The organism is Mycobacterium sp. NPDC051804 (genome assembly GCF_044452905.1).
GTDB lineage: Bacteria > Actinomycetota > Actinomycetes > Mycobacteriales > Mycobacteriaceae > Mycobacterium.
Genome location: NZ_JBITCD010000004.1, coordinates 161,451 through 176,676, shown reverse-complemented (window position 1 = coordinate 176,676; position 15,226 = coordinate 161,451). Strand labels below are relative to the sequence as shown.

General features: G+C 65.7%; 15 protein-coding genes. 11 read left to right on the top strand and 4 right to left on the bottom strand.

Annotated features, from left to right (window positions below; all coding sequences use genetic code 11):
• Window positions 1-25 precede the first annotated feature (25 nt).
• The 7 genes from ACIA48_RS16335 (at window position 26) to ACIA48_RS16305 (ending at window position 6,883) form a co-directional block, all read left to right on the top strand.
• Window positions 26-1,006, top strand: coding sequence for an ABC transporter permease (locus ACIA48_RS16335; protein WP_396733357.1), 981 nt, complete (start codon window positions 26-28; stop codon window positions 1,004-1,006).
• A gap of 83 nt (window positions 1,007-1,089) precedes the next feature.
• Window positions 1,090-2,040, top strand: a complete 951-nt coding sequence (locus ACIA48_RS16330) for an ABC transporter ATP-binding protein (RefSeq protein ID WP_396735014.1) — start codon at window positions 1,090-1,092, stop codon at window positions 2,038-2,040.
• On the top strand, window positions 2,033-3,031 hold the full coding sequence (locus tag ACIA48_RS16325; protein WP_396733354.1) for an ABC transporter ATP-binding protein: 999 nt from the start codon (window positions 2,033-2,035) through the stop codon (window positions 3,029-3,031). Before ACIA48_RS16330 ends, ACIA48_RS16325 begins: the two co-directional genes overlap by 8 nt.
• Window positions 3,028-3,756, top strand: a complete 729-nt coding sequence (locus ACIA48_RS16320; RefSeq protein WP_396733351.1) for a sulfite exporter TauE/SafE family protein — start codon at window positions 3,028-3,030, stop codon at window positions 3,754-3,756. The genes ACIA48_RS16325 and ACIA48_RS16320 overlap by 4 nt, the downstream gene beginning before the upstream one ends.
• A gap of 1 nt (window position 3,757) precedes the next feature.
• Complete coding sequence (locus ACIA48_RS16315) at window positions 3,758-4,582, top strand: IclR family transcriptional regulator (RefSeq protein ID WP_396733348.1); 825 nt, start codon at window positions 3,758-3,760, stop codon at window positions 4,580-4,582.
• A gap of 1 nt (window position 4,583) precedes the next feature.
• The gene (locus ACIA48_RS16310; RefSeq protein ID WP_396733345.1) at window positions 4,584-5,918 is read left to right on the top strand and encodes an enolase C-terminal domain-like protein; all 1,335 of its coding nucleotides are present in this window, start codon (window positions 4,584-4,586) and stop codon (window positions 5,916-5,918) included.
• Window positions 5,915-6,883, top strand: a complete 969-nt coding sequence (locus ACIA48_RS16305; RefSeq protein ID WP_396733342.1) for a 2-hydroxyacid dehydrogenase — start codon at window positions 5,915-5,917, stop codon at window positions 6,881-6,883. The genes ACIA48_RS16310 and ACIA48_RS16305 overlap by 4 nt, the downstream gene beginning before the upstream one ends.
• Here the strand turns inward: ACIA48_RS16305 and ACIA48_RS16300 are convergent.
• Together ACIA48_RS16300 and ACIA48_RS16295 are read right to left on the bottom strand one after the other, a co-directional pair.
• On the bottom strand, window positions 6,880-7,554 hold the full coding sequence (locus tag ACIA48_RS16300; RefSeq protein WP_396733340.1) for an IF2 family translation initiation factor: 675 nt from the start codon (window positions 7,552-7,554) through the stop codon (window positions 6,880-6,882). The two genes, ACIA48_RS16305 and ACIA48_RS16300, sit on opposite strands and share 4 nt — an antisense overlap.
• Entirely contained in the window at window positions 7,551-8,111 is a 561-nt protein-coding gene (locus tag ACIA48_RS16295) for a CsbD family protein (RefSeq protein WP_396733337.1), read from the bottom strand. Before ACIA48_RS16295 ends, ACIA48_RS16300 begins: the two co-directional genes overlap by 4 nt.
• 127 nt (window positions 8,112-8,238) lie before the next feature.
• Here ACIA48_RS16295 and ACIA48_RS16290 point away from each other — a divergent pair, with 127 nt between their 5' ends.
• Genes ACIA48_RS16290 through ACIA48_RS16280 form a run of 3 tightly spaced genes read left to right on the top strand, consistent with a single transcriptional unit; the run spans window position 8,239 to window position 11,836 of the window.
• Window positions 8,239-8,754 carry a 2Fe-2S iron-sulfur cluster-binding protein gene (locus tag ACIA48_RS16290; protein WP_396733334.1) on the top strand — a complete coding sequence of 172 codons (516 nt, stop codon included), beginning with the start codon at window positions 8,239-8,241 and terminating at the stop codon, window positions 8,752-8,754.
• A complete protein-coding gene (locus ACIA48_RS16285) occupies window positions 8,751-9,740 on the top strand; it encodes an FAD binding domain-containing protein (RefSeq protein WP_396733331.1) in 990 nt (329 codons plus the stop codon). Before ACIA48_RS16290 ends, ACIA48_RS16285 begins: the two co-directional genes overlap by 4 nt.
• On the top strand, window positions 9,737-11,836 hold the full coding sequence (locus ACIA48_RS16280) for a xanthine dehydrogenase family protein molybdopterin-binding subunit (protein ID WP_396733328.1): 2,100 nt from the start codon (window positions 9,737-9,739) through the stop codon (window positions 11,834-11,836). Before ACIA48_RS16285 ends, ACIA48_RS16280 begins: the two co-directional genes overlap by 4 nt.
• A 13-nt stretch (window positions 11,837-11,849) precedes the next feature.
• Here ACIA48_RS16280 and ACIA48_RS16275 read toward each other — a convergent pair whose 3' ends face one another.
• Both ACIA48_RS16275 and ACIA48_RS16270 read right to left on the bottom strand, forming a co-directional pair.
• Complete coding sequence (locus ACIA48_RS16275) at window positions 11,850-12,308, bottom strand: cyclic nucleotide-binding domain-containing protein (RefSeq protein ID WP_396733325.1); 459 nt, start codon at window positions 12,306-12,308, stop codon at window positions 11,850-11,852.
• Window positions 12,309-12,430: 122 nt separating this feature from the next.
• Window positions 12,431-13,987: a serine/threonine-protein kinase gene (locus tag ACIA48_RS16270; protein ID WP_396733322.1), complete on the bottom strand. Its 1,557-nt coding sequence runs from the start codon at window positions 13,985-13,987 to the stop codon at window positions 12,431-12,433.
• 293 nt (window positions 13,988-14,280) lie between these two features.
• Between ACIA48_RS16270 and ACIA48_RS16265 the strand changes: the two genes are divergently transcribed.
• Window positions 14,281-15,219, top strand: a complete 939-nt coding sequence (locus ACIA48_RS16265) for a cyclopropane mycolic acid synthase family methyltransferase (protein WP_396733319.1) — start codon at window positions 14,281-14,283, stop codon at window positions 15,217-15,219.
• Window positions 15,220-15,226 lie beyond the last annotated feature (7 nt).

Here is a 15,226-nt window from a genome sequence, read left to right as displayed (position 1 = left end):
GAACGCGATAAGGGAGACAAAGACAATGAGCACTGGACTCGACCTCGTTCCCGTCAAGCCGACCACCGCCATCGTCGGTGAACCCGCCAAGAAGCAGCGCGCGGGATCCAAATGGTTCCGCATGCTGATCAACGACCGCGTTGCCGCCGTCGCGGCCCTGGTGCTGGCCTTCGTCTTCCTCACCGCGATCTTCGGCCCGATGCTCGTCGGCGATCTCGCCACCAAGATCGACCTCGACAACTCCAACCAGGCGCCGTTCACGCTCGCGCACGGCTGGGCCAACTTCCTGGGCACCGACCCGCTGGGCCGCAGCATGCTGGCCCGGCTCATCGTCGCGTGCCAGACAACGCTGTCGGTGGCGATTCCGGCCGTGGTGATCTCCGCGATCGTCGGGTCGGCCGTCGGCATGTGGGCCGGTTACTACCGCGGCTGGCGCGAGACGGTCGCCATGCGCGTCGCCGACGTGATCATGAGCTTCCCGTCCCTGCTGCTTGCGGTCGTCGTCCTCTACGTGTTCTCCCCCAGCGCCGCGAACATCGTTCTGGTGCTGGCGATCACACGCATCCCCGTCTATCTGCGTACGGCTCGCGCCGAGTCCGCGGAGTTGCAGAGCCGGCTGTTCGTCGACGCCGCGCGCACGTTCGGCGCCAGCGCACACTCGATCATCTGGCGCCACGTGCTGCCGATCGTGCTGCCGACACTGCTGACCGTCGCGACACTGGACTTCTGCTACGTGATGCTGGCGGAAAGCTCGCTGAGCTTCCTGGGCATCGGCATTCAGCCGCCCGACGTCAGCTGGGGCTTGATGGTCTCGCAGGGCCGCACCTACCTGCACACCGCGTGGTGGCTGTCGTTCTTCCCCGGCTTGGCCATCGTCATCACCACCGTGTCGGCCACCATCCTGGCGGCCTGGGCCCGCATCGCCACCGATCCCGGGCAGCGGTGGCGCCTCACCGTCCCGCAGAAGCGCCTGTCCCGCTTCGCCAAGACCACGAAGCGCATCTAGGAGAGGACGTCATGACCGCCGCGGTAGACCACAAGCCCACAACCCGCCAGACCGACGCCCAGCCCGTGCTCGACGTCGACGGTATGAGCGTCGAGATCCGCACCATCAACGGCACCGTCCGCGCCGTCAACGAGGTCAGCTTCACCGCCCGCCGCGGCGAAACCCTGGCTCTGCTCGGCGAATCCGGCTGCGGAAAGTCGCTGACCGCCACCGCACTCGTCGGCCTGCTGGAGCCCGTCGCCGACGTTGTCGAAGGCTCGGCCACGCTCGGTGGTGTCGACTTGTTCCAGGTTGGCAGCGCCAAGCGCCGCGAGATGGCAGGCACCGAGCTCGCGATCGTGTTCCAGGATGCGCTCACGGCGCTGAACCCGCTCTACACCGTGGGAACCCAACTGGCCGAACCGTTCCGGATCCACCACAACCTCTCCGCCAAGGAAGCCAAGCGCAAGGCCGTCGACCTGATGACCCGCGTCGGCATCCCGCAGCCCGAGTCTCGGTTGAACTCCTACCCGCACCAGTTCTCCGGCGGTATGCGGCAGCGTCTGCTCATCGCGATGGCCGTCGCGCTCAACCCCAGCGTGCTGATCGCCGACGAGCCGACCACTGCGCTCGACGTCACGGTGCAGGCGCAGATCATGGCGCTGCTGCGCGATCTGCGCACCGAGTTCGACATGGCCGTCGTCCTGATCACCCACGACCTCGCTCTCGTCGCCGAGGAGGCCGACCGCGTCGCGGTGATGTACGCGGGCAACATCGTCGAAACCGGGCCCGTGTCCGAGGTTTTCGCCAACCCCAAGCACCCGTACACCAAGGGACTGCTCAACTCGGTTCCCGTCAACGCCCGCCGCGGTGACGACCTCAAGTCGATCGGTGGATCGCCGCCAGACCTGCAGGCCATCCCCGAGGGCTGCGTGTACCAGGCCCGGTGCCCGCTGGCCCGCGAGATCTGTGCGAGCAAGCGCCCGACACTCGACACCGTCAAGGACGGCCGCCTGGCCGCATGCCACTTCCCGGAAGAGGTGCAGAATGTCTGAGAATCTGCTCGAGGTCCGCGACCTCCGCAAGACCTTCCGCGTGGCAGGTGCGGGCAAGAAGAAGCTGTGCGCACTCGACGGCATCACGCTGGACCTCAAGCGCGGCGAGACGCTCGGTCTGGTCGGCGAGTCCGGCTGCGGAAAGTCCACGCTGGCAAGGACCTTGATGATGCTGGAGCGTCCTGACGAAGGCAGCGTGCGTTTCGACGGCATCGACCCGTACAGCCTGCGCGGCAAGGATCTGCTGAACTTCCGCCGCCGAGTACAGATGGTGTTCCAGGACCCGTACGCCTCGCTGAACTCCCGGATGTCAGCCGGCGACATCATCGCCGAACCGTGGCGCAGCCACAAGGACATGTACAAGTCGTGCAAGGACCGCGATATGCGGGTGCGCGGTCTGCTCGACCTCGTCGGCCTCGGCGCCAAGGCCGCCGACAAGTACCCGCAGGAGTTCTCCGGCGGCCAGCGTCAGCGCATCGGCATCGCTCGAGCGCTCGCGCTCGATCCCGACGTGATCATCTGCGACGAGCCGGTGTCCGCACTGGACCTTTCGGTGCAGGCGCAGGTGCTCAACCTGCTCAACGAACTTCAGCAGGAGCTGGGGATCAGCTACATCTTCATCAGCCACGACCTGTCGGTCGTCCGGCATGTCGCCGACCGCGTCTCGGTGATGTACCTGGGTCGCATCATCGAGAACGGGCCCACCGAAGCTGTTTTCGACCGGCCCAACCATCCCTACACCGCCGCGCTGATGTCGGCCGCCCCGAAGCTCGACAGCGCGCAGCGCAAGGACCGCATCCTGCTCAAGGGCGAGGTGCCGTCACCGCTGAACCCGCCGTCGGGTTGCCGGTTCCGCACCCGCTGCTGGAAGGCCACCGACATCTGCGCGACCACCGCGCCGCCCAGCGCGGTTGATCCTGAGGTCACTGGCCATGCCGCCGAGTGCCACCATCCCCTGTTGTCCGAGGGGTACGCACTGGCGACAGCATGAGCGTATGGGGATATTGCATTGTGGCGGCGACGATCATGTTGGCATCGGCGCTGCAGTCGTCGATCGGATTCGGCATCGGCATGCTCGCCGCGCCGATCGTCGCGCTCGTCGACCCCGCCCTCATCCCCGGAACGCTGATCATGGTCGCGACCCTGGTGACGCTGTTGGTGCTGGCGCGCGAACGCCAGGACATCGACCTGCACGGCGCCAAATGGGCTCTCGTGGGCCGGGTTCCGGGCACCATCGCGGGAGCGCTGCTGCTGACGATGCTGCCCGAACGTGGCCTCGCGATCATGCTCGCCCTGGTAGTCCTCCTCGGCGTCGGGCTGACCAGCTTCGGCTGGATTCCGGTGGCACGCAGACGCAACGTGGTATTGGCCGGTGCCGCCTCCGGTGTGCTGGGCACCGCGACAGCCATCGGTGGCCCACCGATGGCGCTGGTGTGGCAGCGCAAGGAAGGCGCGGTGCTGCGCAGCACGATGAGCGGGTTCTTCCTCGTCGGCTCCATCATGTCGATCATCGCGCTGGCGGCAACCGGGGCCGTCAACGGCCACACGATGGTGATGTTCGCGATTCTCGTCCCGGCCGCGGCAGCCGGTTACGTATTGTCCCGAGGACTGAATCGTCTGCTGGATCCGAAACGACTGCGCTGGTTGGCGATCGGCGTCTCCGGGGTGGGCGCCGTCGTACTGATCGGCCGCGAACTGCTGGCGATGGGAGGCTGAGATGACCGAAGAACTCAGGTCCGATATACCCGCACGCAAGGTGAAGTCGGCGGTGCGGACCGTCGAACTGCTGGAGTTCCTGGCCGCCCGCCACGACGAACCCGCGCGCCTGCGCGAGATCAGCCACGCCCTCGACATGCCCCGCAGCAGCGCCCACGCCCTGCTGCGCACCCTCGTCGCGCAGGGGTGGGTCCGCACCGATGCGACGGGCACCATGTACGCGATCGGCGTGCGGGCGCTGCTCGTCGGTACCAGCTACCTGGACAGCGATCCGTACCTGCCGCTGATCACCCCGTTCCTCGACGACCTGCGCGCCGACCTCGACGAGACCTTCCACGTCGGCCGGCTCGACGGCACCGACATCGTGTACCTCGCGACCCGGGAGTCCAAGGGATACACCCGCACGTCGAACCGCGTCGGAAGAAGGCTGCCGGCCTACGCCACCGCGCTCGGAAAGTCGCTTCTCGCTGAACGATTCGGCATCGAGCGCGACGAACATGTGCCCACAGCACTCAAGCCGCTGACCGACAAGACGATAGTGGACCGAGCCGTTCTGGACGATGATCTCGACAATGCCCGCATCCGCGGCTACGCCACCGACGACGAAGAGAACACGGCGGGCCTGCGCTGCTTCGCGGTGGCCCTGCGCTACTGCCAGCCCGCACAGGATGCGATCAGCGCTTCCGTGCCGTTGGACCGACTGACCCCGCAACGCGAACGCGAGATCGCCGACGCGCTGCGCACCATGGGAGACAAAGTGTCTCGCGTGGTGCGCCCCCTGGCCAATGGCGACAAATGGTTCGCAACCCAAGTATCAGGAGACTGACATGAGCACCCCCGTCATCCGCGACGTCACCGTGACGCCGATCGCCGGCCGCGACAGCATGCTGCTGAACCTCAGCGGTGCGCACGGCCCGTTCTTCACTCGAAATCTGTTGATCCTCACCGACTCCGACGGCAACATGGGCGTGGGCGAGGTTCCGGGCGGCGACCCCATCCGCCGAACCCTCGAAGATGCCCGCACGATCATCTCCGGCCGCAGCATCGGAGACCACCACGCGATCCTCAACGACATCCGTCGCGCGTTCGCCGACCGCGACGCCGGTGGCCGCGGCGCCCAGACCTTCGATCTCCGGATCGCGGTCCACGCGGTCACCGCCGTCGAGTCGGCGCTGCTCGATCTGCTCGGTAAGCACCTCGAGGTTCCGGTCGCCGCCCTGCTGGGCGATGGACAGCAGCGCGACCGCGTGCAGGCGTTGGGGTATCTGTTTTTCGTCGGCGACCGCACGAAGACTGACCTGGCGTATCAGTCACCTGCCGACGAGGACGCCGGCGCCGACGAGTGGCTCAAGATTCGGCACGAGGAGGCGCTGACGCCCGACACCGTCGTGCGTCTTGCCGAAGCGGCCGCCAACCGGTACGGCTTCCGCGACTTCAAGCTCAAGGGCGGCGTGCTGCCGGCACCGGACGAGGCCAAGGCCGTCATCGCGCTCAAGGACCGCTTCCCTGATGCGCGAATCACCCTGGACCCCAACGGCGGATGGCTGCTCGCCGATGCGATCAAGACGTGTCGCGAGCTCACCGATGTGCTCGCCTACGCCGAGGATCCGGTCGGACCTGAAGGCGGGTTCTCCGGCCGCGAGGTGATGGCGGAGTTCAAGCGGGCCACCGGACTGCCCACCGCGACCAACATGATCGGCACCGACTGGCGCGAACTGGGCCACGCGATCCGCGCCAACGCCGTCGACATCCCACTGGCCGACCCGCACTTCTGGACGATGGCCGGTTCGGTGCGCGTCGCGCAGCTCTGCGATGCGTGGGGGCTGACGTGGGGGTCGCACTCCAACAACCACTTCGACGTTTCGCTGGCGATGTTCACACACGTCGCCGCCGCGGCGCCCGGTGACATCACCGCCATCGACACCCACTGGATCTGGCAGGACGGGCAGCGCATCACCAAGCAGCCGTACGAGATCGTCGACGGCTACCTGGCGGTGCCCGAGAAGCCCGGTCTCGGTGTGGAACTCGACAGCGAGGCCGTCGCCGCCGCACATGAGCTGTACCAACGCGAGGGACTGGGCAGCCGCGACGACGCGATCGCGATGCAGTACTTGATCCCCGGCTGGGCATTCGACAGCAAGCGTCCGGCGCTACAGCGATGAAAATTGTTGTTGCCGACACCAACCTGCTGCCGCAACGACAACGGTTCGAAGCGGCTGTTCCCGCGGGCGCGGTCGTCCAGTGGCACCCGGGTGGTGTGCCGTTGGACGACTTGCGGGATGCCGACGTCTATGTCGGGAGTCGATTCACTGCGGAGATGGCGGAGGCGGCCGAGAAGCTTCGGCTCATCCACCCGTGCGCGGCGGGCACGGACAAGATCGACTTCGACGCCGTGCCCGATGACGTGCTGGTGGCCAACACCTTTCACCACGAGCGCTCGATCGCCGAATACATCGTGGCGGCGGCCGTCATGCTGCGCCGCGACTTCATCAATCAGGACCGCAAGCTCCGCCGGAACACCTGGGCGACATCGGTCTACTATCCGGCGATCTCACAGCCGCCGACGCTCGCAGATGCCCACATCGGATTCGTCGGATTCGGGCATATCGGCCAGCAGACATGGAACCTGTTCCGCGCCTTCGGATGTACGGCATCCGCCGTGACAGGATCCGGTCGGGTGGCCGACTGCGGACTGTCGTGGGCGGGTGACGCCTCCGAGCTGAACCGACTGATGCAGGAGTGCGACGTCGCCGTAGTATCGGCGCCGCTGAATGAGCACACGGTCGGGATGATCGGCGAGGAGCAGCTACGACTGCTCGGTGCAGATGGGGTGCTGATCAACGTTGGCCGGGGACCGCTGGTGCAGGAGCAGGCGTTGAACACCGCGCTGGCCGATAGCGTGATTCGGGCCGCCGCGATCGACGTCTGGTATCGCTATCCGACGGTCGGCGGGGTGAGCTCGCCGAGCAGTCTGCCGTTCGCCGACCTGCCCAACGTCCTGATGACGCCGCACTCGTCGGGCGTCACCAGCGACACGTTCGCCGGGCGCGCCGACGACATCGCCGCCAACATCGGGCGGTTGATGCGAGGCGAGCCTCTGAAGAACGTGGTGTTCGGCGGGCCCTAGTCCTTGCCGCGGGCCTCTTGCCGGTCGGCCTTCTCAGCATCGGCGAGTTCGTCGACGCGATCAGCGTGCGCGCGCTTGTCGACTGCCTCGCTGCGCTTCTCGGCAGCATCGTCCAACTCCGCTTTCGCAGCGGCGGTCGCAGCCTTCTCGGCCGCCGTGACCGTCTGCTGCTTGGCACGCTTGGCCATTTCGACGCCCGTCACCTTGCTGGCAGCCGCTTCGTCGATGCGCTGCTTCGCGTCCGCCGACTTCCTGTTCGCGGCTTCTGCCGCTTGCTTTTTACGCTGCTCGGCTGCCGAGCGGGCTTTCTCAACTTTGCGTTCCGCTGCACTGCGGGCCTCGACCGGTGCGGCCGCGACGTTTTCCTGCTTACGCTCGAACTCCGCATCGGCCTGCGCTTTCTTCCGCGCGGCCACCTCGTCGAGCCGAGCGGCCTCTCCCAAGGCCTCACTACGCTCGACGAGGACAGTCCCCTGCTGTGTCAGACGCGGATCGCCCAGCATGTTTCCGACGGCGACATCGACCGCACCGACCGAACGCTCGTAGATCAACCGGGCGGGCGCTTCCTCGTCGACGCGACCGAGGACTCGCTGTTCGAAAAGCCGCAACGGCGCGCGGGCGATCCGGTACTGCAGTCGCAGTGCCGCAAAGGGAATCTCGGTGATCCTCACTGGTTGCTCCTGTCAGCCGCGTCGATGACCTCGGCGCGCAGTCTCTGTTGGTTCGCCTCGGCCTGCGTCTCAACGGCCTCATTCAGCATGTGTCGATGCTCATCGACGGCGTCGGCGTATTCTTCGGCAGCAGCGGCGATGTCGGCACGTTCGTCCGCTTTCGCATTCGTCACCTGGCGCTGCGCGTCTGCCTCCGCCTTCGTCTGCTCGCGAATCGCATCCCGGCTCGCCGCCTCTCCGGCCGCGGCCTTGGCGGCTGCCTGGTCGCCACGCACCTGTGCGACCGCCACATCGGCCTCCGCGCCAGCCTGCAGCCGCTGCTGGGACGCTTCGCGCTTCGCGTCGTTCGCCGTGGCCAGTGCTTCTTTGGCCTCGGCATCCGCCTCAGCTTCAGCCTTGGCGGCGTCGCGGCGTTCCTTCGCGTCGACCTGGTCGAGTTGTCCTTCGGCGGTCAACGAGTCGTCGCCCGTCACCGCGCCGAAAACCTCCTTGGCCTTGCCCTTGACCGAATGCACCATGGCCTTGGCTGCCTCGCCCGACTTTTCACCGTCAGTCATTACGTCTCCTCACATCACGTTCGGGGTATGAGATTCCACAAACGAAGCGGTTGAAACCCCGGAGTGACGCATCGACGGAGGGCGAGCGAGCGCGTTTCGCTGGTGAACGCCGGGGTAAGCGGCAACGATGGAGTCAGCCCACTTCACCGAGATTTCCCTGCGCGTGGACGGCCGCCGGCACTCGGTGTCCGTCGACAACCGCATCACGCTCCTCGACCTCCTGCGCGAGTACTTGGCCGTCACCGCACCCAAGAAGGGCTGTGACCACGGCCAGTGCGGCTCGTGCACCGTGCTGATCGACGGCCGCCGCGCGACCACGTGCCTGGGGCTGGCGGTCGCCCACGACGGCGCCGAGATCGTCACCGCTGCCGGGCTCAGCGACACCGACGCGCTGCACCCGGTCGCGCAGGCGTTTCTCGACCAGGACGGCTTCCAGTGCGGCTATTGCACCCCCGGCCAGATCTGCTCGGCCGTCGGCATGCTCGACGAGCACAAGGCCGGCGCACCCAGCCACGTCACCGAGAATCTCGAAAGGGCTCCCGCACTCGATGAGGCCGAGATCCGCGAGCGTATGAGCGGCAATCTCTGCCGCTGCGCGGCGTATCCCAACATCGTCGCGGCCATCGCCGAGGCAGCCAGATGATCCCTTTCGAGTACCACCGCGCGAGCAGCGTGGATGACGCGGTGACCGCCGTTGCCGACCGCCCCGATGCGGTATTTCTCGCTGGCGGCACCAACCTCGTCGATCACATGAAGCTGGGTGTCGTCGAGCCGGGTCTGATCGTCGACGTGGGCCACCTACCTCTCACCGACGTCGACCAACTCGATGGCGGCACCCTTCGGATCGGCGCCGAGGTCCGCAACAGCGACCTGGCCGCCCACCCCATCGTCCGCAACAGGTATCCCGTGCTCGCCCGGGCTCTGCTATCGGGCGCTTCCGGCCAGCTGCGAAACCTGGCGACGACTGCCGGCAATCTGCTGCAGCGCACCCGCTGCGTCTACTTCCAGGACCTCACCACCCCGTGCAACAAGCGCGTCCCGGGCACCGGCTGCTCCGCCGTCGGCGGATACGTCCGCTACCACGCCATCCTCGGCAACTCTCCCCATTGCGTAGCGGTCCATCCGTCGGATATGGCCGTCGCGATGGCTGCGCTCGACGCCGAAGTCGTGTACGTCGACTCTTTGGGAGAACATCGCATGGCGCTCAACGAATTCCATCGGTTACCCGGTGACACCCCCGACCGGGACACCAACCTGCCATCGGGCGCACTCATCACTGCCGTTGAAATTCCGCCACCACCCGACGACGCCCGCTCCACCTACCGCAAGGTCCGCGACCGCGCGTCCTACGCGTTCGCGCTGACTTCAGTGGCGGCAGAGATCGTCGTCAACGCAGGCACCGTCACGTCGGCCCGCATCGCTCTCGGCGGCATCGCGCACAAGCCGTGGCGCGCACGCCGGGCAGAAGCAGCACTCACGGGTCGTCCCGCCAGCGAAGACACCTTCCGTGGCGCCGCCAATGACGAACTCGCACAGGCGAAACCACTGAACGGCAACGAGTTCAAGGTCGAGCTCTCGAAACGCACGATCGTCGCCACCCTGGCATCCCTTGGAGCCGAACAACGATGACCACTCTGCAACCCCGCTCCATCGGTGCCCGTGTCTCGCGCCTCGACGGTCCTGCCAAGGTCACCGGAACTGCGATCTACGCATTCGAAAACCCTGTCGACGCACCCTTGTACCTACACCCGATCCAGGCGACCATCGCCAAAGGTCGTATCGCCTCAATTGATACCGCCGAAGCCGAAGCCACTGCGGGTGTTGTCGCGATGCTGACCGTCCGCGACGCGCCCGCACTCGCCGACACCTCCGACGGCGACCTCACCGTCCTGCAGGACGACCGTGTGCACTACCGCGGCCAGTTCATCGGTGGTGTCCTCGCAGACAGCGCCGAAACCGCCCGACACGCAGCGGGTCTGGTTCGCGTCGTCTATGAGGCCGCCTCACACGACACTGAGATCCGCACCGACCATCCCGGCCTTTACGCACCTGAGCAGGTGAACCCCGACTACGACACCGACACCTCTGACGGCGACGTCGAGGCCGCTCTGAAAGCCGCGCCCGTCACCGTCGACGAGACGTACACCACTCCGCATGAACACAACAGCCCGATGGAACCCCATGCCAGCATTGCCATTTGGGACGAGAGCAGCGACAAGCCCCGTTTGACTCTCTACGACTCCACCCAAGGCGTGCATGTTGTGCGGAAGACGCTGAGCAAGACATTTGGACTCGACGAAGAGCAGATCCGCGTCGTCGCGAAAAACGTCGGCGGTGGATTCGGATCCAAGGGTGCGCCGCATTCGCACAACGTGCTCGTCGTCATGGCGGCGCAACGCGCGGGCGGACGCCCGGTCAAACTGGCCTTGACCCGCCAGCAGATGTTCGCCGTCGTCGGCTACCGCACCCCGACGCTCTCGCATATCCGACTGGGCGCCGAGCGCGACGGCACTCTTACCGCCATCAGCCACGCGGTTGTCGAACAGACCGCGACGGTCAAGGAGTTCGCCGAGCAGACTGCGGTTCCCGCGCGCATGTTATATGCCGCGGCCACGCGACAGACATCGCACCGGCTCGCGAAACTCGATGTGGCCGTGCCGTTCTGGATGCGTGCCCCAGGGGAATGCCCTGGCGTGTTCGCGCTCGAGGTCGCAATGGACGAACTCGCGGTTGCCTGCGACCTGGACCCGATCGAACTGCGCATCCGTAATGAGCCCGACGTCGACCCCGAGACCGGCAATCCGTGGTCGGACCGGCGTCTTGTCGAATGCTTGCAGACCGGCGCCGAACGGTTCGGCTGGGCGGAGCGCAATCCGGTTCCCAGATCGAGCAGCGACGGCGAGTGGTTGATCGGTACAGGCGTCGCGTCAGCCGTATACCCGGCAATGGTCATGCCCGGCAACAGCGCCCGCATTGAACACATCGCACCGGGACGGTTCGCCGTGCAGATCGGCGCGGTCGACATTGGCACCGGCACCTGGACCGCGTTGACGCAGATCGCGGCGGACATGCTCGACTGCGATGTTGACGACATCGACCTGCAGATCGGCGACACCGATCTCCCGCCCGCATCGGTCGAGGGCGGTTCGTCTGGCATCAGTTCTTGGGGGCACGCCATTCACGCTGCGGCGCAAGACTTCCGGCGCGAACATGGCGATCACCCTGCGGTGGGCGCCGCGACCACTGCAGAGGCACCGGAGAACGACGCCGACGAGCATCATGGGATGTATTCGTTCGGTGCCCATTTCGTCGAAGCTCGGGTGAGTCGGTACACCGGAGAGATTCGGCTGTCCCGCATGCTCGGCGTCTTCTCGGTGGGTCGGGCAATCAATCCGGCCACGCTGCGCTCACAACTGATCGGTGGCATGACGATGGGGCTGTCGATGGCGCTGCACGAGGAGAGCGTCCGAGACCACCGCTTCGGCCACATCGTCACGCAGGATTTCGCGACCTACCACATCAGTTCTCACGCAGACGTTCCCGACATCGACGCGATCTGGCTGGACAGCGTCGACAAGCACTCGAATCCGATGGGCTCACGTGGAGCGGGTGAGATCGGCATCGTCGGCGCGGCCGCCGCCGTGGTGAACGCGATCTATCACGCAACCGGCGTGCGGGTGCGCGACCTGCCCGTGATGTGCGATGCCGTGCTCAGTGGCGGGTGAACACGTCAACTCGTTACTCGGTGGCCGCTTCGGGCACGTGCCGCGCCACCGTGTCGTCCAAGGTTTCGCGCAGGGCGCTGATGTCGTTGCGGAGGCGCTCGAGGTCGTCGCGCTCGATGTGCAACACCTCGGCCCGGCCGGTCGTCGTCACCGTGGCGTTGCGCAGCTTTCCGCGACGCAGCGCGGATTCGCCGATGATCTCGCCCGCACCGACCACGGCGATGCGCTCGTTTCCGACGTACACCCCGGCTTCCCCGCTGAGCAGGATGTAGCAGGCGTCCGACGGCGTCTGCTCACGAATGAGCGGCCATGGCCCGGAGGTCGAGGTGCGATGTGCGGCCTCGGCGATGCGCTTCAGGTCGTCATCCGAGAACTTCGAGAACGTGGGAAATTCCCGAAGTCGGCGGGCGCTTTCCTTCTGCTCGTGCCTGAGGGCCTCCGCACTCGAGCGCTCGTATTTGCGATTGTCCATGGTCGGTCCCCCATTCGCGATGTGACCCTGACGCCGTGGAGCCTATCCATCGACGCCGCCAACAAGATCGAAAATGGGCAGAACGGGGCAACTCGGCCCTCAGAGACTTGGCGTAGGTCCGTCTACCGCTGATCCGCGCCGTACTCGAGCGCCGGCTCCGCGGAGTCCACCCCGCCCCTGCTGAGAATGGTCAGCATGTCGGGCTGCACCTCGTAGCGAGCGCCGTCGGCGGGGTTGGTCGCGGTGAATCCGCGGCCCGACGGAGTCGCGTTCGCAAGTTGCAGATTGGCACCGTCGCGCAGCCGTTCACCGCGGTAGTAATAGCTGCCCGGCCCCGACTCACACACGACCGCAATGGAATTCGAGGTCCTGATCGCCGCTGCGGGTGACGTGCCCGCATCGCAGCGCGCCGTGTGGCCGACGAACCCCTGCGCGTCCGTGCCCGACACCCCCGAAATGGGTTCGGACCTGGTCGACGGTGATGTCGTCGTGGTCGTGCTGGGAGTGCCGGTCGACGGTGCTTCCTCCTCGGTCGACGTGGTCGTGACCGTCGTCGTCGAGGGCACCGGCGCCGCGAGTCTGGTCTGCGGCGCCGACCCACCATCGCGATCGCCGAACACCAGCACCGTCGCGAGCACCACGGCCACGATGAACATCCCCGCCGTCGCGGCCATCAGTGCCACCTGGGTCGGGCCGAACCGTGACTTCTTGGCAGGCAACACCGGCGGCGGCACCGGACCCTGCATCGGCTGGTAGCCCGTCCGCGCCGGGTTCGGGTCGGCTGCCGAGAACTGCCTCGTATCGCTGGGTGGAGGCGGAACGGGCGTTGGCGCCGGCGTCGAATCCGAGATCGCCGCTGCGGCGGCTTTGACCAGCTCACCGGCGGTCGTGTACCTGTCGTTCGGCTGTTTGGCCATGCCTTTCGCGACCACGTCGTCGAACGCGCGGTTGATCCCCCTGCGCATGATGCTCGGCCGCGGCGGCGGCGAGAACATGTGCGCACCCATCATCTGCCGCACGTCTCCCGCCTCGAACGGGGCGCGGCCGGTCAGGCATTCATAGAGCAGGCAGGTCAGGGAGTACACATCCGCGGCGGGTCCACCGCGGCCGCCACTGAACCGCTCGGCGGCCATATAGGCGCACGAGCCGATGACAAGCCCGGTGCTCGTCACGTTCGCCTCACCGCCGCCATGAGCGATGCCAAAGTCGACCAGATAGGCGAAGTCGTCATGCGTCAGCAGCACGTTCTCCGGCTTGATGTCGCGATGAACGAGGCCGCTGGCATGCGCCGCGTCCAGCGCGGCAGCGACCTGGCTGATGATCGACACCGCACGCGTCGGCGGCAATGCGCCGTTGACCCGCAGATCGTCCTTCAGGCTGACGCCTTCGACCAGGCGCATGTCGATGTAGAGAACGCCGTCGATATCGCCGAAATCGTGCACCGGTATGACGTGCGGTTCCTGCAGACGCGCCGCGACGCGGGACTCGCGCCGGAACCGCTGCTGAAAGCCCTGGTCTGCCGCTACCTCTGTGCGCAGCACCTTGATCGCCACCAGGCGTTCTCGGACCGTGTCGTAGGCGCGGTACACCTCGCCCATGCCGCCTTCGCCGATCAGCGCTTGAAGCTCATACGGTCCGAATTGCGTACCCACGCGAGTGCCGCCGTTCGGGGAACCCATATGAATCCTTCCGGTATGCGATGTTTGCAGGTCGATCCGCCCGTGCCCAAAATGAGTTCCCGTAGCGCCCTCGTCTTTAACCCACTCCCCGAAGCAGGCTGTTTGTGGCGAAGACTACAGAAAGCAAAGCAGCACAAGCGATTTGCTCAGTAGCCGAGTCTACAAAGGGTTGCGGCGCATTGCGAATGCCTGATTCGTCACAAGTCATAGGCGTAACGTCGGCTCAAACGGGGAACACCCACATGTCAACCGACACGTCAAAACCCCGGATAGATGCGGGACAGGAGCCATGAGTGGCTGATTCGAATGCCAAAACCCAGGTGAGCGCGCCAACGCCACAATCAAAGTGGCTTTCAGAGTCGGCGGCTCAGACTCGTGGCTCGGACAAGAAGGAAGTCCAGTTCCACTACGACATCTCCAACGAATTCTTCAAGCTGTGGCAGGACCCGACCCAGACCTATAGCTGCGCGTATTTCGAGCGCGACGACATGTCTCTCGAGGAAGCCCAGATGGCCAAGGTCGATCTGTCGCTCGGCAAGTTGGGGCTGCAGCCAGGGATGACGCTGCTCGACATCGGCTGCGGCTGGGGCTCGACCATCATGCGGGCTGTCGACAAGTACGACGTCAACGTCATCGGGCTGACTCTCTCGGAGAACCAGAAACAACACATCGAGGACCATTGGTTCGCCAACTCGACGAGCAAGCGGCAGATGGAAGTCCGGTTGCAACCGTGGGAGGACTTCGACGAGCCCGTCGACCGCATCGTGTCCATCGGCGCGTTCGAACACTTCGGCTTCAACAAGTACGACGATTACTTCAAGAAGACGTTCAACTGCATGCCCGACGACGGTGTCATGTTGCTACACACGATCATCATTCCCGAGGACGAAGAGATCAAAGCCAAGGGACTACCGCTGACCATGTCGCGGGTCCGCTTCATCAAGTTCATCATGGACGAGATCTACCCCGGCGGTCGTTTGCCGCTGGCCTCGATGGTCACCAACCATGCCACCAAGGCAGGATTTGACGTCACCCGCGAACAACATCTGCAACCGCACTACGTCCGGACCCTCGACACGTGGGCAGCTAATCTCGAGGCCAATAAGGACGAAGCGATCGCAATTACGTCCGACGAGGTGTACGAGCGTTTCTTGAAATACCTGACCGGCTGTGCCGACCTTTTCCGCAACGGATACACCGATGTGTGTCAGTTCACTTGCGAGAAGGCGTGATTCCTTC